Consider the following 19699-nt stretch of genomic DNA (forward strand, 5'->3'; position numbering starts at 1 on the left):
GAAGAACTTTGGGAAGCAACTTAAAAAGGATAAATGAAATTTTTAGTGATTATAGTGCTGAGGGTAATATAAATACTGCAACTGTAGAAGCTGCTGTCTTAAAGAAGAAAAGTAAAGTCTTGGAGATCAAACTCGGCTCTGATAAATATATTGATGTAAAAGAGATTGAAGGTCTTAATAAATTTATAAAGAAAAGGTTTTCTATAAATGATACTGAAATTACTGTAGAATATGCTGAGGGAACGGATAAAAAGCCTATACAGAATGAAATTAAGAATATTGTATTTTCTATGGCAGATAAACACCCTATTTTAAAAGCAGTAATAAAAGATACTGAATTCGAGGTAATAAATAATATCATAAATTTTAACTTTAAAATTGTGGCAGCCGACGTTTTGCTAGCGATGGGTTATGACAAAAAGATCGGTAAAGCCATAGAGAAACTTTATGGTGCAGTATATAAAATAAATTTTGTTGATAAAGTAAACGGCGAAGAATTAAAAAGGCTGCAAGATGATACAAGAGAAAAGGAAAAACAGCTTGTCAAGGAACAAGCTAAGGCTGCACCTGAATTACCTAAAGAAGCTCCGCAAATAAAGCAGGACAAAAATGCAGAAAACGGTGAAAAGAAAGAAAATACACCTCTGATATTAGGGAGAAATGATAAAATAAAGGAAACTATAATAAAAATTACGGACATTATACCCGATGAGGGAAGAGTAGCAATAATGGGCGAAATATCCAATATTGAAGCAAAGGAATTAAAAAGCGGAAAAACCTTAATATCCTTTGCTTTGTATGATGGTTCCAGTTCCATGACCTGTAAGGCCTTCATTAAGCCGGGCGAGGATGGAGAAGTGTTATCTAGACTCAAAAAGGCCAAGGGTGTTAAACTTGCCGGAAATGCAAGCTTTAGCAAATTTTCCGGAGAAGTTGAGTTTATTGCCAACACAATAGTAGAAACGGATGGTATAAAGAAGGCTAAAAGGCAGGACAATTCAGAGGTTAAAAGAGTAGAACTGCACATGCATACACAGATGAGTCAGATGGATGCTATGTCAAGTGCAACCGATTTAATTAAAAGAGCTATGAGCTGGGGTATGAAATCCATTGCAATCACAGATCACGGAGTTGTGCAGTCCTTTCCAGAGGCTCATAAACTACTCGGAAGAGACAATCCCAACATGAAGGTTGTATATGGAGTAGAGGCCTACCTGGCACCGGATAAAAAGCCTTCCGTGACAAACCTCAAAGGACAGAGTATTGATACTGTGTATTGTGTATTGGATTTGGAAACCACAGGTTTTTCACCATTAACAGAAAAAATTACTGAAGTAGGCATCATGAAACTTAAGGATGGAAAGGTAATAGATCAATTTAGCTGCTTTGTAAATCCTGAAAAGCCTATTCCGGCAAGAGTTGTAGAGGTTACAAACATAACCGATTACATGGTGCAGGATGCAGAAACCATAGAAAAGGTATTTCCTAAAATGCTGGAGTTTATTGAGGGAAGTGTTTTGGTAGCGCATAATGCTGAGTTTGATATTGGTTTCTTAAAGCATAATGCCAAGGTTTTAGGCTATAATTTCGATTTTACATATTTGGACACATTATCCTTAGCTAAGGAGATCTTCCCTGATTATAAATCATATAAATTAGGAAGAATAGCTAAAAACCTCGGAATAAAGGTAGATGTTGCTCACAGGGCCTTAGATGATGTGGATACTACTGTTAAGGTATTTAATATAATGCTTGAAAAACTAAAGGAAAAAGGTGTGCAAACTCTTGAAGATGTAGACACATATAGTTCTGATGAAGAAGCTAAGAAGTCAGAATATAAAAAACTTAAAACTTATCATGCCATAATATTGGCAAAGGATTATGTGGGATTAAAGAATTTGTATAAGTTGGTTTCCTATTCTCACTTGGATTATTTTTATAAAAAACCGCGAATTTTAAAGAGTGTATATAAAAAATACTCTGAAGGGTTAATTCTGGGAAGTGCCTGCAGTGAAGGTGAGCTTTTCCAGGCAATTTTACATGGGAAATCAGATGATGAAATTGAAACAATTGCAAAAGATTATGATTATCTGGAAATTCAACCTTTAGGGAATAATGATTATTTGGTGAGAAAAGAAGAGGTTCCAGATAAGGAATATATAAAGGAAATCAACAGAAAAATTGTTGCTTTAGGTGAACAATTAAATAAACCTGTAGTTGCTACGGGTGATGTTCACTTTTTAGATCCTGAGGATGAGATTTACAGGCGTATACTTGAAGCCGGTCAGGGCTATGATGATGCAGATAAGCAGGCACCTTTATATTTAAAAACTACTGATGAAATGCTTGAGGAGTTTTCCTATTTAGGAGAGGAAAAGGCCTATGAGGTGGTAGTTACAAACACTAATTTGATAGCCGATATGTGTGAACAGATAAGCCCGATTTCTCCTGAGAAATGCCCTCCGCATATTGAAGGGTGCGAGCAGACCATTAAGGATATTTCTTTTGGGAAGGCTCATGAGTTGTATGGAGACCCGTTGCCGGAAATTGTTCAGCAAAGGCTTGACAGGGAACTTGATTCTATCATAAAGAATGGTTTCTCTGTAATGTATATAATTGCTCAAAAGCTGGTATGGAAGTCAAATGAGGATGGCTATCTGGTAGGATCCAGGGGTTCTGTTGGTTCCTCTGTAGTTGCATATATGACGGGTATTACAGAAGTAAATGCCCTGCCGCCCCATTACAGATGCCCAAGTTGCAAATATTCCGATTTTACAGATTACGGTTTTAATAACGGCTTTGACTTGCCGGACAAACCTTGCCCGGTTTGTGGAGAAATGCTTGCCAAGGATGGGATCGACATACCGTTTGAAACCTTCCTAGGCTTTGATGGAGATAAAGAGCCGGATATAGACTTAAACTTTTCCGGAGAATATCAGGCAAAAGCACATAAATATACAGAAGTTATATTTGGAAAGGGTACGACCTTTAAGGCTGGAACAGTAGGTACCATAGCAGATAAAACAGCCTTTGGCTATGTAAAGAAGTATTATGAGGAAAGAGAAATCCATATTAATAAAGCAGAAATTGAAAGAATTGCAAAAGGTTGTACGGGCATAAAAAGAACCACAGGACAGCATCCCGGTGGAATAATAGTTGTGCCCAAGGGACGTGAAATATTTGAATTCTGCCCGGTACAGCATCCAGCGGATGATCCTGATTCAGACATAATAACAACGCATTTTGACTATCACTCAATTGACCAGAACTTATTGAAGCTGGATATTCTGGGCCATGATGACCCGACAATGATCAGAATGCTTCAGGATATTACCGGTGTTGATCCGAAGACTATACCTATGGATGATAAGGATACCATGTCTTTATTTTCATCAACAGAAGCATTGGGTGTGACTCCGCAGCAAATAAATTCCAAGGTTGGAACCTTTGGTGTTCCGGAATTCGGTACCAAGTTTGTAAGAGGAATGCTTTTAGATACAATGCCCAAACAATTTGCAGATTTAATATGCATATCCGGTCTTTCACATGGTACCGATGTGTGGCTTGGAAATGCAAAGGACTTGATTGATGCCGGTACAGTTACCTTAAGTGAGGCAGTGTGTACCAGAGACGATATTATGGTATATCTGATGAAAAAAGGTCTGCCTCCGAATGCTGCATTTAAGATAATGGAGACTGTTCGTAAGGGAAAGGCACTGAAGGAACCAAAATGGCCTGACTATGAAGCTTTGATGAGAAAACATGAGGTGCCGGAATGGTATATTGATTCCTGTAAAAAAATAAAATACATGTTTCCTAAGGCTCATGCTTGCGCATATATCATGATGGCCTTTAGAATTGCCTGGTTTAAGGTACATATACCTTTGGCTTATTATGCAGCCTATTTTTCTATCAGAGCAAAGGCCTTCGATGCTGAATTTATGATAAATGGAAAAGAAGTCGTTAAGGCAAAAATGAAGGAAATTGAAATGCAGGGCAATCAGGCTGCCAATAAGGATAAGGATATGTATGATGATTTGGAATTGGTTTTGGAAATGTACGAAAGAGGCTTTAAATTCCTGCCAATTGATTTATATAAATCTCATGCTACAAATTTCTTGATTGAGGATGGCAGCATAAGACCGCCTTTAAACAGTATATCAGGTATGGGTAATGTTGCGGCAGAAGGTATATATACAGCCTTTAAAGAAGGAGGCCACTTTGGCTCAATAGATGAGCTAAAGTCACGAGCTAAAATTGGAAATTCAACTATTGATTCACTTGAAAAATTCGGCTGTTTGAAAGGCCTTCCAAAAAGCAATCAACTGAGTTTTTTCGATATGATGTAGTAAAAGAGGCAAAAACTGATTTTTATTTAGAAAACGAACTGTTAAAGTAGATAAATTTGATGAGCCAACCGGTCGTATGTTTAGGCGAATAATATATTTATCTTTATGCAGTTCGTTTTTTTAATAAGGTTCGTAGTAAAATGTAATGGTATTATAAATATTGTACTATGACTCTATTGACAACTTTGGACTATTGTGATAGTCTGGATTCAGACGATTACAATAGTCTGGAGGTGTAACCATGGATAATTTGAAACTGTTTGACAGCGAGTTAAAGCTCATGGAAATTATTTGGGAGAATGAACCTGTATGTGCAAAACAGCTTGGTTTACTTGCTAACGATTTAATTGGTTGGAATAAGAATACGACATACACCATCATTAAAAAGCTCATAGAGAAGGCTGTAATCAGACGTGATGAGCCGAACTTTATGTGTTCTTCTTTAATAAAGAAAAAAGATGTGCAGAAGGCGGAAACTAAATCTCTGATTGATAAGCTGTATTCTGGTTCCAAAAAAGCATTTTTTGCCTCTTTTCTGCAAAGAGAAGATTTGAGTGAGCAAGAACTTGCTGAAATCAAAGAGATGATCGACAAGAGGTGATTTAAATGCTTTCCGAAATATTTTACTGGTTGCTTAATATGAGTATCGTCGGTGGTGCAGTCAGTATTATCGTTCTTTGCTTGAGAAAAGTCAGAAAGATTCCAAAATCATTTGTATACATGTTATGGGTTATTCCATTGATTCGCTTGGTTTTACCTTTCGGTGTGACGAGCAAATACAGTCTGTTAAGTCTTGTTTCCAATTTGACAACAAAGACTGTAGTTGTGTACAAGGGCACAAAATTTATCCCTGAACTGGCGTACACCAATTCAATTAAGACAGCAAATACATACTTTCCGGTCGAATATAAGACGAACCTTTTGGAAAGCGTTTTTCATGTAACGTCAATCGTATGGGCAATCATAGCAACTGCTGCTGTGTTGACAGCTATTCTGCTTTATACCTTTACAAAGTCTGAAATTAAAAGTGCTGCTCTATATAAAGATAATATTTTTTTATCTGACCGTATTACTTCACCGGCTTTGTATGGAATCATTCGCCCGAAGATTATTATTCCTTATGGTCTAAATGAAGCCGATTTGAATTTTGTTATTATGCATGAAAAGGCTCATGCCAAACGGAAGGATAATCTATGGCGTTATGCTGCAGTAATTATCTGCTGCGTGCATTGGTTCAATCCAATTTGCTGGTTTTCGCTTAGATACTTTTTCGAGGACATGGAGCTGTCGTGTGATAATAATGTTTTGAAGAAGCTAAAGGACAAGGAAAAAAAGGAGTATGCCTGCACAATTCTGAATGCAGCGACTCATAAGAACTTATTTGTTGCAGCTTTCGGGGGTGCGAAAATCAAGATCCGAGTTGAAAACATTTTATCATATCGCAAACTTACAATAACATCTGCTTTTTTATTTTCTGCGTTAATTGTTTCAATATTCATTATTCTAGTTACAAATGCAGCATTATAAGGAGGGGAAATAATGAAAAATCAGTATCAAAGGTTTTATATATTATCTGTTGCAATCATTTTGATTGTTTCAGTGTATCCGATTTTCATGGTGTTCAAGGTGCTTGCAAGCTACCTGAACCAAGGTTTTGTAACTTCAGATAATTATCCTAAATACGTCATTCCGTATGCACCTATAGGCATTGCATTGATTTTGGTTGTATGCCTGATGCCGGTTATTTATAAATTGTTTAAACGCTGGAGCTTGCTTGCCTCATCTATACTAGGTGCAGTAGTCTTCTTTATTTGTGAAATTGGCTTTGAAAGGATAAGCGTTGTTGAAAGCCAAGCGAAGCTTCCACTTGAATCTTGGCAGCTCAGTTTGTGTATTGCAACGCCAGAGGTTCTTCGAGCTATTGGCAACCCAATATATGCACAAAACAATCCTGCATATAAAGTCCACTTCTACTTGATTTCGATTATTATCATACTGGCGGTAGTGAATGTAGTCTGTGGCTTTACAAAAATGTTTCGAGAAAAGGACTTTTCTAAAAAGATACCGCTGGTTGCACAGCTGATTTCGGTAGTTATATTTATAGGACTATGTATTCTTGCTTGCTTTACTGCGTTTTACAGAAATGGTACTATCAATATTTCTGCTTTGTCAGCAACGCTTATGTGCATTTTCTTTATTGTTTTTGGTGTAACCTTTGGGGTCTATATCGGCAGCATTTTCTTCGGTAAAAAGAAAATTTTGTCCGTTGTAGTGCCGATGATTGCTTCTATTGCTACAACAGTTGCTATGTACATAGGAGAGCTTATTCTGATGGATGGCAAACTCTACCGTTTTGGCAGCGGATTTTTGTTCGAGCCGATTGGAAGTATTTCGTTTGCAGTTATTGATTTTATTGTAATATTTGTTTCTGGTGCGACTACATATTTCATAACGTTATTAATCAACCATAAAAGAATATATACAAATTTTATAGAATAAGATTATACTTAGGGATAACGAAAAAATAACTTCCAAATGCAAGCGGTACAAATAAGACACTTTTTCTGTACAGGGCAGGGGTGAAAGTTGAAAATTGATACTATGGAAAGAAAACCCAATAAAAGAGATTGCCAACCGGATATTGGTGAGATAAAATTGTATTATCGTGGTAAATTAAATGAAATTTACTATACACTATGCTCCATTTCATATACAGGAGGGAATCAATGATTAAATCTAGAAAGGCTGTTTTTATAGGATTTCTAATCGTTATGATATTACTTTGTGGGGTATTTATGTATAATGCTGTAATTGGTAAAAGAAACTTAGAGAAGGATTTAAATAGTTCCAAAGCTACTGATCATATAAAAAATTCGTTTAAAATTGGTAACTATATTCTATTTGGCAAGTATAACAACGAAAGAATTCTATGGAGAGTAATTAATATTGATGAAGCAGGAAGTCCATTATTGTTCATGGAAAATGTAATTACAATAAAATCGTATGACTCTCGAGGTGCTGCTCATAAAAATCGGGATAGAGTGAAATTTGGAAGTAATTACTGGGAAAATTCAAATATTCATCAATGGTTAAATGCTGAAAATGAAATATCACAATGGATACAAAACCCGCCGTCAAATGAGAATGTTTTTGAAGGTTCTAATTCATATGACAAAGAGCCGGGTTTTTTATGTGATAGTAATTTTTCACCCGAAGAGAAAAAACTGATTATAAAAAAGACTAATAGAGTTTTGGTATCAAAAATAGATACGGGTATGAAAATGGGTGGAAATAAATTGCTTAAAAATGTCCTCAACCTAGAAACTGCATATAAGAATTATGATGATGCTTATTATACCGAAGTCTCAGACAAGGTTAGGCTAATTTCAATAAAGGAATTATATGAGTATGTGTATAAAAGAGGTTATAACACATGGCGGAAGCCTACCAAACAGGCATTAGAACAAAACACTGAGAAGGAAATGAATTTGACCACAAAAGATTATTGTGCGTATTGGCTTAGGGACCCTGATGCAGAAAGTTCATACCAAGCTTATACTGCATATTTGGATTTAGAGTTATCCAGCCATTATGGAACATACTTTGGAAGACAAGGTATTGCAGCCTGCTTAAATCTTGACGAAAACATAGTTGCATCTTCTGGAACAGGTGATTATTATAATCCATATTTGATTAATTAAATACAGCTTTGTTCTTTTTTAAATCAAAATACCCTTGTTTTCCATTTGCATTTGAATTCTTTTATTTGGTAAAATTGAAGGATAACTTGCAGCCTGTCATCAGATAGCATTTAAAGACAGGATTAATATGTTAAAAAACCCTATTATAGAAATAGGGAGGAGGAGCTTTATGGAATGGCTTGATGCAATGAACAGTGCAGTAGAATATCTAGAAGCTAACATTAATGAAAAACTTGATATTGAGAAGGTGGCGAAAATAGCCCTATCATCACCGTTTCATTTTCAGCGTATGTACTATATGCTAACGGGTGTTACAATAGCTGAATATGTGAGAAGGAGAAGGCTTACACTTGCAGCACAGGATATCATGGCAGGTGATAAGATCATTGATATATCTTACAGATATGGCTACGAAACGCCCGAAGCATTTACAAAAGCTTTTAGAAAAATGCATGGAATTAGCCCTTCGGCTGCACGCGAACCGGGAGCAAATCTCAAGGCATACCCTAAGCTTTCCTTTCATATTTCAATAAAAGGAGATAAGAGTATGGATTACAAGATTGTTGAAAAGGAAGCTTTTACAGTTGTAGGCAAAAAAACAAAAATAACTACTGCTAATGGAGAAAACAAAAAGCTTATACCTGAATTCTGGGATAATTGTAATAGAGATGGTTCAATGGAGTGGCTGTCCCAAAATGCAGGCAAACTTCGTGTCATGGGCGTTTGTACCGATTTGAATACTTTTTGTGAAGGGTACTTTTCTTACATGCTGGCAATTGAAAAAACTAAAGAACCAATACCGGAAGGATATGTTATTGAAAGAATACCTGCAGCTACCTGGGCTGTATTTGAAGCAGTCGGACCAATGCCTGAGTCTTTACAGAATGTTGAAATGCGTGTGTTTTCAGAGTGGTTCCCATCTACAGGATATCAGCATGAGTGTGCACCTGAACTCGAAATTTATTCTGAAGGTGACTTTACAGCCCCTGATTACAGATGTGAATATTGGGTTCCGATCAAGAAGTAAGGAAAAGATATTAGTTGGAGATACTGTCCTATTACTGGGGCAGTTTTTTCGTTATTCCTATAGTTACTATTTGTAAAAAAAGTTGTTCTCCAGTCAATTTTAATTATGTTTTTACCTTGACTTCACTCTGATTTCTATTAAACCCTTTATATCGTTTAAAATCTCTTTATGTTTGACCTCTATCATTAGCCATCTCCCCATAGCTGAAAAAGCTGTGTTTTGGTAGAGTTCCTTTACATAGTCTGAAAACCTTCCTGCATCTATTGCTAACTCCACTTCATTCTCTTCCTTTGTCCCGACCACAACTAAAGCAATAAAGTAACCTGGCATCGGATATAGTGTACATAGAGACTTGCTACTTTTTTTGTACTTCACATTCCAACCCGGCTGTGCAGCACATTTGCTGTAGTCTAATTGAGGTTTAGACTTATATGTTTCCTCAATATATGAAAGCAATTCGTCCCAAATAGGAGTTGCATCCCCAATATAAGCTCTTATATCTTCAAAAGACGGAATCTGATCCGCATTAAATATTTCATTCCATTTCATAAGAACCTCCCAAATTATTCTATCGAATTTATTCTCATATATGCGTTAATTTTCTTTTTTGTTGTTTAATTAGATTCTACTAGTAAAAACACGAAATTGCATCAATGCTTTAGAAACGTTAACATTAATGTATTACATATGTTATGGCTTGTCAACTAATACCAAAAAATGAGGTAGCCGTCAATGCTGCAGTGAGTAACTGCAAGCTGTAGTTTTATTTTTTGCAGGTGGGTCATAGATCGATAAAAGGTTTTTCAAATGAGTTAAAAACGGAATTTTTCGGCTGTTTACCGAGAAATTCCGTTTTTTATTACTTTCATATTATTCAATTATTGCATCAATAACCATAACTTCAATTAGCTTGTCAAAAGTTTCTTTTTCAATTCTAATCATATCATTCAATTCTTTCTCTTGCTCACGAAGTGGTGCAATAGCTGTTTCATCAACTGGTTTAACTTCTCTCAATGCTTTAATTTGGGCTTTTATTGCTTCTTTGTTTGCTTCTAAAGCAATAATCTTTGCCTGAAATGTAGCCTGAGCACTTTCGATTCCTGCTATTAAATCTTCACCATACTTTGCAACTAATTTAATTCTTTCAACCAGCTTGTGTAAAGCATCTCTTTTAGCTTTAAGGTCATCATTTAAAGTTTTTTCTTCTAATAAAAGTGCTGCTATAGCAACCTCGTCAATTGGTTCAACAGCTCTCAAAGCTTCGATTTTTGACTTTATTACTTCTCTTTTTCCATTTATAACAGTTTCTTCAGCTTTGAATGCAGCTTGTGCAGCTTCAATTTGTGCAGCTACCGCTTCGCCATATTCTGCAACTAATTTAATTCTTTCAACCAGCTTGTGTAAAGTATCTCTTTTAGCTTTAAGATCATCATTTAAAGCTTTTTCTTCTTCTACAAGTGCTGCTATAGCAGCCTCGTCAACTGGTTCAGCAGCTTTTAAAGCTTCAATTTTTGACTTTATTGCTTCTTTTTTTTCATTTATAACAGTTTCTTCAGATTTGAATGCAGCTTCTGCAGCTTCGATTTTTGCAACTGCTTCTTCGCCAAATTTTGCAACTAATTTAATTCTTTCAACCAGCTTATGTAAAGCATCTCTTTTAGCTTTAAGGTCATCATTTAAAGTTTTTTCTTCTACTACAAGTGCTGCTATAGCAACTTCGTCAACTGGTTCAACAGCTTTTAAAGCCTCAATTTTTGACTTTATTGCTTCTTTTTTTCCATTGATAACAGTTTCTTCAGCTTTGAATGTAGCTTCTGCAGCTTCAATTTTTGCAACTGCCTCTTCGCCCAATTGTGCTACCAATTTAATTCTTTCAACCAGCTTGTGCAAAGCATCTCTTTTAGCTTTAAGATCATTATTTAAAGTTTTTTCTTCTTCAACAAGTGCTGTTATAGCAACTTCGTCAACTGGTTCAACAGCTTTTAAAGCTTCAATTTTTGACTTTATTGCTTCTTTTTTCTCATTGATAACAGTTTCTTCAGCCTTGAATGCAGCCTCTGCAGCTTCGATTTTTGCAACTGCCTCTTCGCCAAATTTTAGAACCAATTTAATTCTTTCAATCATCTTGTTTAAAGCATCTCTTTTAGCTTTAAGATCGCTATTTAAAGCTTTTTCCTTTTCGATTAATACCGATATTGCTTCCTCATCGACTGGTTGAACCCCTCTTAATGTTTTGATTTCTTCTTTTACAGCCTTAATGTTTTCTGTTATTGTTGCTATTTCAGCATTGAATGTTGCTGTTGCAGCTTCTATTTCATGCTTTTCAACCAAGGAATCAAAATAGTGTGGATGAAGTATGTTTTGAGCAGGTTTGACAGGAACCTCATTTGGAACAACATTTTGTGAAGCAAAAGCACCCATTGAAATAGAGACTGATAATGCTACTGTTAATACTGAACTTACAAATTTTTTCATTTTTCATTCTCCTTTATTATTATTTTTATTTAACAAACCATATAAAATTTGCTGTTTGATAATAAACAAGGTCTGAATTTTATATAGTTTATATACAAAACACAATGGCTTAATTGTTAGTTGGATTACAACAACTGTATTAGCACTTATTTAATCTTATGTAGCTAATAATTCCTTTCGTCTGAGATTTTCGGGTTTGTGTTTTTCTTTTGTTCGGTACATTTTAATTTTTATAAATTAGTTTGATTGGCATTAACGAATAAAAAATGATTCAATATTCGAATGTAGCTATAAAGGGGTGAATATTCATTGTTAAATTTACAGCTATATAATAAGTTAATACACGAAAAAGAATCTTTAATAGAGATAATCAGAAAAATTAAAAATGGCGATTTACTCTTGAGAAATAAGTTTATTGATGACTACAAACCTTTTATATTAAAATGTGTATCACAAATAACCGGGAAGAAAAATAATCTGGTTCATAGTGATGAATATAGTATTGCACTTATTGCCTTTAATGAAGCTATCGAATGCTATGATATAGAAAGAAAAAGTATGTTTACGAAGTTTTCAAGCCAAGTGATGAAAAGGCGAATCATAGACTATATGAGAAGCACAAAGAAGAACGATATTACTTTGCCCTTTTCATATTTTTCTGACTCTAGCAGTAGCGATTTTGAAGAAAAATACTTACATGATATCAGCTCTGACTATAGTGGCAGTTTTGATGTCAAAGAGGAAATCAAAAACCTTGAGTTAAAGATGCTTGAGTATAAAATAACAATTGAAGACTTGATATCTTGTTCTCCTAAACATAATGATACAAGAAGACTATGTCTTAATGTTGCAAAAATTGTCGTAGAAAATGATTTGTTATACCAAATACTTCAAACAAACAAAACTCTACCATACAAAGAGCTTACTAAGCGAATTAACCTGTGTCAAAGGACGTTGGAAAAAAACAGAAAATTTATTATTGCTATGGTTTTTGTATTAAGAAGTGATATGGATGTACTAAAAAATTATATAGCTGATACAATAGGAAGGTGAAATATATATGAAAAAACAAAAAGGGACAATTTTAAAGTTTAAGAATGGTTTGGCGGTTGTTATGACTGCTGATTGCCAAATTGTTTCAATAAAAACTCAACCTGGAATGTATGTAGGTTTAGAGATTTGGTTCAATAATAAAGAAATTACGGGTAAAAAGAAAAAAATAATTATTTCTTCCAGAATTGTTGCAGGAATTGCTGCAATATTTATAATTCTACTCACTTTGTTCAACTCATTTAATGAAAATAAAGTATATGCCTATGTAGCAATTGATTTGAATACCAGTATGGAATTTGAAGTAGATAAAAGCAACAAGGTGCTAAAAGTAAGTTCTTTTAATGATGAAACAAATAAATTAATAAGAGATATGAACTTAAAATCCAAAACTATAGATGAAGCCATAAGGGAAGTGATTAGCAAGTCAAACACAAATGAAAGAACTATTCTTATATCAGCATGTTTGAAAGAAACAAACAGTTCAGAATCAAGAGATAAAGTGAAAAATAATTGTGAAGAATTCAGCAAGTTAATTGATGTCTGTAAAAATGCTGTTGATGTGTATGGTAATGAAAATATTAAATCAGAAGTCGTAGGTATTGGTAATAAATACAAGGAATTGGCAGAAAAGAATGAAATTTCAATAGGAAGAAGCCTAGTCTATGAAAAAGCCAAAGAGCAAGGTGTGGATATTGGCATAGAAGAAATTAAAACTAAAGACATTGGTGATACATTGAAAAAAGTTAAAATTGAAGATGCTGATGTAATACAAGATAGTAAAAAAGATATGCATCAAAGGTCTATTCCGAAGTCAAAAGAGAAAAAAGATATGATAGACAAATCAGAACCAAAAGACAAAGCAGAACTAAAAGATAAAGCAGAACCAAAAGACAAAGCAGAACCAAAAGACAAAGCAGAACTAAAAGACAAAACAGAACCAAAAGACAAAACAGAACCGATAGACAAAACAGAACCGATAGACAAACAAGAGCAAAAGCATAAATCAGAGACGAATATAGACACCGTTCCAAAGCCTGTGGTAGAAGCAGAGGTGGTGAAAAATCCAAAGTCAAGGTAGAACTAAAGGTTGAGCTAGAGGTGGATTACTTAAATAAATCAAACTAAAATCTCACCTTTAGCTTTTTCCAATAAATTAATTATCTTGTCGCACCATTGATCAAATTCCAGGTCTTCAATCTGACATTCCTTATGCTCAATAACGTATCTGATTGTATTTTCAATACCCTTGTCAAATCTGACACTCGCCTTAAAATCCGGTACGGCATTTTTTAACTTGCTGTTATCAAAAACCACTGAATTTGCCTTGTCTCCAATTAAACTGCCTGTAAAATCATAATTGCTTACAGCTGCCAGAAAATCAGATGGAACGTAATAAGGTTTAAATTCCACCCCAAGGCAATTAGCTATAGCCTGATAAATTTGATTCCAAGTCAGAGTTTCGTCAGAAGTAATCTGAAATACCTCACCGATTGCGTGAATGTTACCCATAAGTCCGATAAAACCTTTTGCAAAATCGCTGTTATGTGTCATTGTCCAGAGAGAAGTTCCATCACCGTGAAGTATAACAGGCTTGCCATCCATCATACGCTTTACGACCTGCCAGCTGCCTTTTTTGCCATGGACTCCTAACGGAACAGAACGTTCGTCATAGGTGTGACTTGGTCTTACGATTGTAATAGGAAAACTATTTTCACGATACATTTTCATCAGAAAATCCTCGCAGGCGATTTTGTTCCGTGAGTATTCCCAATATGGATTTGAAAGCGGCGTACCCTCATTAACTTTGTAATTGGCTAGCGGCTTCTGGTATGCTGACGCAGAACTTATATAAATAAACTGCTTTGTCTTGTCCTTGAACAAGCGATAGTCCCGTTCAAGCTGTGAAGGTACAAAGCCTATGAAATCACATACAACATCAAATTCCAAATCTCTTATTTTTTCCGCTGTGTCTTTTTCGTTGTTAATATCCACCTTAATGCATTTAACGTTTTCTGGTAATACTGAATTGCGGTTACCTCGGTTCAGAACAAAAAGTTCACAATCGGTTTCGGACAGCTTTTTTGAAATTGCAGTACTGATTATTCCTGTTCCACCTATGAATAAAGCTCTCATAATTACCTCTCCTCTTAGATAGCAGCTCTTGCGGATAGCTTATAAATATTTTCGTGAAAATTAATAGTCATACCCATTTCATGAAGGAATTTTCTGAATGCTTTTATGAAATCCAAATTATACTTCCTTTTACAATATAGTGTTTTCATAAAGTATTATAGCATTATTTAGAATAAGTATACTATAATAGAATACACAAAAATTTTAAAAATCTATTTGGGATTACTACCTCATTAAGAAAACAAGAGATATTTTCTGATTATGACTCTAAGATTAGCCATTATAAAAGGACCAAGTATTTTATTTTTTCAGTATTTTTTGAATTTATTAAAAAAACTTCATCTACCGAAAGTAGCATTGTATAATACTATTTGATATACTAATATTGTTTAAATTCGACAGATTCTTTATTTGATTTTATCTGAAAGGTGATATAAATGGGAATGATTAAGGTACTGGTGGTTGATGATGTTGCTATTCTTAGAAACAGCATAAAAATTATGCTACAGGTAAGTAGTGAAATTGAAGTTGTCGGAACGGCATCAAATGGAAGGGAAGCCTTTGAAAAGTGCTCAGAGCTCATCCCGGATATTGTGCTTATGGATCTTAGAATGCCTGGTGTTGATGGAGTTGAAGGTACAGAGCTTATCAAGGAAAAGTATCCTCAGATAAAAGTTATGATATTGACTACATTTAAGGAAGAAGAGGATATTCAAGCAGCTATCGGAAGCGGAGCAGACGGCTACATACTTAAAGATATAGAACCTGACGAGCTCATAGCAGCCATTAAAAATGCCTATAAAGGTTTTTACACAGTACATAAGGATGTTTTTGATTCCATAACAAGAAAAAGTAAAAAATCCGAACCAGAAACCCAATCAGTTCAATCATTGTTTGATAATAACGGCAAACCGCTTTTATCAGTGCAGGATGTTGAAATTATAAGACATCTGGTTAATGGTAAGAGCTATAAGGATATTTCAAAAATAATGTTTATATCAGAAGGTCACATAAGAAATCAGATATCAAAAATATTGAGAAAACTGGATCTTACGGATCGAATGCAACTTTCGCTTTTTGCTATAAAGAATAAAATTCTGTAAATGTTACAAAATGCATAAAAAGTCATTACGTTTGTCACTTGAAATATAATAATAAACGGCGTATAAATATATTAAATACAAATCTATAGTATTGCCTAACCTTACTTAAGCATGTTGCGATAATTTGAAAATTGAAAAGTAAAGTTAGTATTTTTAGAAAAAATAGCAAGGATAGATTAAATATGCCAAATTTGATTATAAACTATATAATAATGGTAATAACATTTGTCTATGCTTCTGCATTGTTTTGCGACATATATTTTAAATCAAAAAGTATTAAGACCAAATTGAATTTACTGTTTTTACCTTTATCAATAATAATAGCATCTACAGGATTTTTACTTGAGCTTTCAAGCGAAGGCAAATTTATATATACTCTTTTTCCCTGTATGTTTACTTATAGTGGACTTTGTTTTATAGGGTATTCGTGGTTTATATTTGCCTCTTTTATTTCATTAAAAAATAGAAAAAAGGCATGTATACTTAATATTATTGCCTTAATTCCTACAATTTTTGTTATTCTTATAATAACCAATCCACCACAAAATTTGGAATGTATTCGCCCAGGTCATTCCGTTGATATGTATTACAATGCCGGGTACTATTTTATACTGTATCTGGAAGCCGTATATGTATTTTTATCCAATATTATCCTGTTAATCAGTTTTTTTAGGAATCCCGGATTTACTTTCAGGCAAAAGACTTTTTTGGTGGTTGTTTTAGCTTTTATACCAGTTTCTTTTTATGTCAGGATTCAATATTTGAAACACTTTGAACTTGTACCCCTTTGTCTGCTTGCAGGCTATCACATAATAATATATTCAGTTTCAGTAAACTACAAACTCTTTGATATAGTTCCAAGGTCAATCGCATCTATTGTTCAGAATATGGAGCAGTCAATACTGATAACAAATAAAAATAATAATATTGTAGACTTTAACTCGTCATTTGTGAATTCCTTTGGAAGTGTGGCAATGGTTAAAGAATCTGATTATTTAGAGGTATTTATCGAAAATTTAAGACAATTAATGGTATTAGATATGGAAAGTCAGAATATATTGGATTCAATGCTGAATGATATAGATAAAAACGTATCCGGTAATATTCATGTGAATGCTCCTGTGGATAAATGGTATTTTGTATTGATACAAAATGTAGCAAACAGGAAGGGGAAAAAAATCGGAAAGCTAATTTCCTTTAATGATATTACTGCAATTCACAATTTAAATCAAAATCTGAAGCAAAAAAATTGTGAGCTGGAAAAAATTAATCTGGAATTAAAAAATACCAATGAAAAAATCCTTAGACATACACTAATGTCTGAAGAGCTTGCCATAACAAGAGAAAGAAACAGTATATTAAGCGATCTGCATGATAATATAGGTCAGGCTTATACAAGTAATCTTGCACTTGCAAGATGTGTTGAGACTTTTTTATTAACAAACCGAAAAGATGATGCTTTAGGCTATCTAGAAGAAATGGCTTCCACTACAAACGAATTGCTATTTAATATAACCTCTTCAGTTAATGATAAGAATGCAATTTTACAGCAGTCTCTTAAAGATATGTTGAGAAAGCTATTTAAATCCTATCGCAAGTCAGGTATAGCAATTGAATTAAAACTTAATACAGATGTAGAGATTTTAGAGTATACTATTCGTCATAATATTTATAGGATATGCCAGGAATCCATTAATAACTCATTAAAGCATGGTATGGCTAAAAACATATATGTTTCAATAGGAGAGAAAAACAATAAAATAGTCCTTGAAATTGCTGATGACGGAGTTGGTTGTGATTTAGTTTATAAAGGGATTGGATTAAAAGGAATAGAGTACAGAATATCTGAAATTGGCGGTGAAGTATTTTTTACATCTGATAAATCCGGACAGAAAGGTTTTATTGTACGAGCGGAAATACCTATAAGGAGGGTGTCAAAGTCATGAAGCTTGTAGAATATTTTAAAATTTCAGACTTTTTCTTCAATGATCAGTGGCACTTTAAAACTCCTGTAAGCCTTTGGAATGCTGAGCAAATTTCGTCACTATCACAGGTCATAACTATTTTTATAGGCTTTTTTTTGATATTCTTTGTTTATCATAATGCCAAAAGGGACAATGTCCTAAAAAGTTACATATTCATGAATTTATCTATGATTACTTGGACAATAGGACTTGCTTTTGAAAATATTACTACTTCAAGAACTTATTTGACCCGATTTGGACCTTTATGGTTTTCATATTTGGGAATCTGTGCAATGGGACCCGGATGGCTTATATTCTGTTTGTTTCTGACTGAAAATAAATGGGCTTGTAAACGCAAGAATATTTTCCTGCTTTTTATTCCTCATGGGATTTTTTATGTTTTACTACTAACCAACTATTTTCATCAATTTATGTATATTGTACCTCTTAATGGTCCCAGAAGCTTTGGACCGGCATATTATGCATTGTTTTTTACAGTGGTAGTGTATTTTGTTGCGGGATTAATACTTCTTGCCAAAAAACAATATGAAGAGAAACAAAGGATAAGACATAAAATATTTTTTATGGTTATACTAGTTGCAATAATAATAGTGAATCTTATTTTACAACTCTTGTTCAACTGGAATATTGAGATAAAACCTCTGCTATTTGTACTTTTTTCATCGGTTTTCTTTTTCTATGGTTCATTGCGCTACAACTTTTTTAGCATAGTTCCTGTGTCATTTTCCTCATTAATAAACTCAATGGATGATGGTGTTTTGATATTGGACGCAGATTCCAACATAGTTAGTTTTAATAATTCACTCACCAGGCTAATATCAGAAAAAGATGTTCTAAGGAAAGATACATCAGCCCTCGGGCTTATAGATCATCTTAAGGAGATATCCCAGAAAACATCTGAAAGTCAACTTTTACTTGATTCCATAATGCTTTCTGAATCTAGGTCTGACAACTCAATATTAAATATCAAGCAAGGAATAACGAAATTTTTTAAAGTTGATATACAGAGTATTTCTAATAGAAAAGGACAATTATTATCAAAGATTGTAGTGTTTACAGACGTAACAGAATTCAATAATCTGAATATGGAACTGGAAAACAAAAATAACGAAATATTATCCTTGAACCAACAGCTTATGGACGCTAATGAAGAACTACTAAGGCAATCGCTTATATCGGAGGAGATTGCAATAACCAACGAACGCAACAGGATATTGAAAGAGTTGTATACTTCGATTGAAGATACTTTTAAAGACATTCTTAATATAACGGAAATATGCAGACAATCAATCCTTAACAATGATGGCAATGTTGAAGTGAATTTAAAAAGAATGATTCAAACAACAAAGGATGGGTTAAGTGAAATAAGGAGTTCAATATATTACCAGAAGAACAAGTTGATCGAAAACGATATCTTTATTAAAACCCTTGAAAAGCTATTAGCAGGAAAAAGCAACATGAATATACAGATATTTTTTGAGGGAGCTAAAAGAGGTATACCCTATCACATCCGATACGCAATTTATATTACATGCCGTGAAACACTTGAAAACTCATGTGCCAAACGCCAGGCAAATACTGTATATATAATTCTGCAAACAGACGAAGCAAGCTTTAATATGATAATAACAGATGATGGAAAAGGATATGACAATTTAGAATCAGATAAAGGATTAAAGTTAATTGAGAATTTGTGCCACGAGTTGGGGGGAACAATAAGTTATGGATCGCTAGATGAAAATCAAGGCTTTTCACTTCATATGGAATTACCTTTTGGTTCTATAAACCTTCAAGAAATGTAAAAACAACATAGGAATTTACAAGCAGTAGTTGGATTTCATCTGACTCCTGTTTTTATTAAACCTCTTTCACT

Annotated in this window: 14 protein-coding genes; 11 read left to right on the top strand and 3 right to left on the bottom strand. The window is 34.0% G+C overall.

Translation table 11 applies throughout. The annotated features are described in order from the left end of the window. The first annotated feature begins 8 nt into the window (after nucleotides 1-8). From polC to ACECE_RS0221050, 6 genes are all read left to right on the top strand, one after another. A complete protein-coding gene (gene polC, locus ACECE_RS0221020; protein WP_010250824.1) occupies nucleotides 9-4349 on the top strand; it encodes a DNA polymerase III subunit alpha in 4341 nt (1446 codons plus the stop codon). Nucleotides 4350-4590: 241 nt separating this feature from the next. Next, the gene (locus ACECE_RS0221025; RefSeq protein ID WP_010250826.1) at nucleotides 4591-4950 is read left to right on the top strand and encodes a BlaI/MecI/CopY family transcriptional regulator; all 360 of its coding nucleotides are present in this window, start codon (nucleotides 4591-4593) and stop codon (nucleotides 4948-4950) included. 5 nt (nucleotides 4951-4955) lie between these two features. Beyond that, nucleotides 4956-5876, top strand: a complete 921-nt coding sequence (locus ACECE_RS0221030; protein WP_010250827.1) for a M56 family metallopeptidase — start codon at nucleotides 4956-4958, stop codon at nucleotides 5874-5876. Nucleotides 5877-5888: 12 nt separating this feature from the next. Beyond that, entirely contained in the window at nucleotides 5889-6848 is a 960-nt protein-coding gene (locus ACECE_RS0221035) for a hypothetical protein (RefSeq protein WP_010250829.1), read from the top strand. Nucleotides 6849-7075: 227 nt separating this feature from the next. Next, entirely contained in the window at nucleotides 7076-8050 is a 975-nt protein-coding gene (locus tag ACECE_RS0221045; RefSeq protein WP_010250832.1) for a DUF6273 domain-containing protein, read from the top strand. Nucleotides 8051-8219: 169 nt separating this feature from the next. Then, nucleotides 8220-9077: an AraC family transcriptional regulator gene (locus tag ACECE_RS0221050; RefSeq protein WP_010250833.1), complete on the top strand. Its 858-nt coding sequence runs from the start codon at nucleotides 8220-8222 to the stop codon at nucleotides 9075-9077. 111 nt (nucleotides 9078-9188) lie between these two features. Here the strand turns inward: ACECE_RS0221050 and ACECE_RS0221055 are convergent, their stop codons facing one another. Beyond that, a complete protein-coding gene (locus ACECE_RS0221055) occupies nucleotides 9189-9626 on the bottom strand; it encodes a DUF3788 domain-containing protein (protein ID WP_010250836.1) in 438 nt (145 codons plus the stop codon). Nucleotides 9627-9947: 321 nt separating this feature from the next. Further along, nucleotides 9948-11552, bottom strand: a complete 1605-nt coding sequence (locus ACECE_RS28440; RefSeq protein ID WP_010250838.1) for a coiled-coil domain-containing protein — start codon at nucleotides 11550-11552, stop codon at nucleotides 9948-9950. A gap of 309 nt (nucleotides 11553-11861) precedes the next feature. On the opposite strand from ACECE_RS28440, the gene sigI reads away from it, so the two are divergent. Further along, nucleotides 11862-12605 (top strand): RNA polymerase sigma-I factor, encoded by a 744-nt coding sequence (sigI, locus tag ACECE_RS0221065; RefSeq protein WP_010250840.1) that lies wholly within the window; start codon nucleotides 11862-11864, stop codon nucleotides 12603-12605. Between the two features lie 7 nt (nucleotides 12606-12612). Further along, nucleotides 12613-13683 carry an anti-sigma factor domain-containing protein gene (locus ACECE_RS0221070; RefSeq protein ID WP_010250842.1) on the top strand — a complete coding sequence of 357 codons (1071 nt, stop codon included), beginning with the start codon at nucleotides 12613-12615 and terminating at the stop codon, nucleotides 13681-13683. 38 nt (nucleotides 13684-13721) lie between these two features. Here the strand turns inward: ACECE_RS0221070 and ACECE_RS0221075 are convergent, their stop codons facing one another. Then, nucleotides 13722-14738 carry an SDR family oxidoreductase gene (locus ACECE_RS0221075; RefSeq protein WP_010250844.1) on the bottom strand — a complete coding sequence of 339 codons (1017 nt, stop codon included), beginning with the start codon at nucleotides 14736-14738 and terminating at the stop codon, nucleotides 13722-13724. Nucleotides 14739-15175: 437 nt separating this feature from the next. On the opposite strand from ACECE_RS0221075, the gene ACECE_RS0221080 reads away from it, so the two are divergent. The 3 genes from ACECE_RS0221080 (at nucleotide 15176) to ACECE_RS0221090 (ending at nucleotide 19628) form a co-directional block, all read left to right on the top strand. Further along, nucleotides 15176-15841, top strand: coding sequence for a response regulator transcription factor (locus tag ACECE_RS0221080; protein ID WP_010250846.1), 666 nt, complete (start codon nucleotides 15176-15178; stop codon nucleotides 15839-15841). 182 nt (nucleotides 15842-16023) lie between these two features. Further along, nucleotides 16024-17787: a sensor histidine kinase gene (locus ACECE_RS0221085; RefSeq protein WP_010250848.1), complete on the top strand. Its 1764-nt coding sequence runs from the start codon at nucleotides 16024-16026 to the stop codon at nucleotides 17785-17787. Then, complete coding sequence (locus ACECE_RS0221090) at nucleotides 17784-19628, top strand: sensor histidine kinase (RefSeq protein WP_010250850.1); 1845 nt, start codon at nucleotides 17784-17786, stop codon at nucleotides 19626-19628. Before ACECE_RS0221085 ends, ACECE_RS0221090 begins: the two co-directional genes overlap by 4 nt. Nucleotides 19629-19699: the final 71 nt, after the last annotated feature.

Origin of the sequence: Acetivibrio cellulolyticus CD2 (assembly GCF_000179595.2) — a bacterium.
Lineage (GTDB): Bacteria > Bacillota > Clostridia > Acetivibrionales > Acetivibrionaceae > Acetivibrio > Acetivibrio cellulolyticus.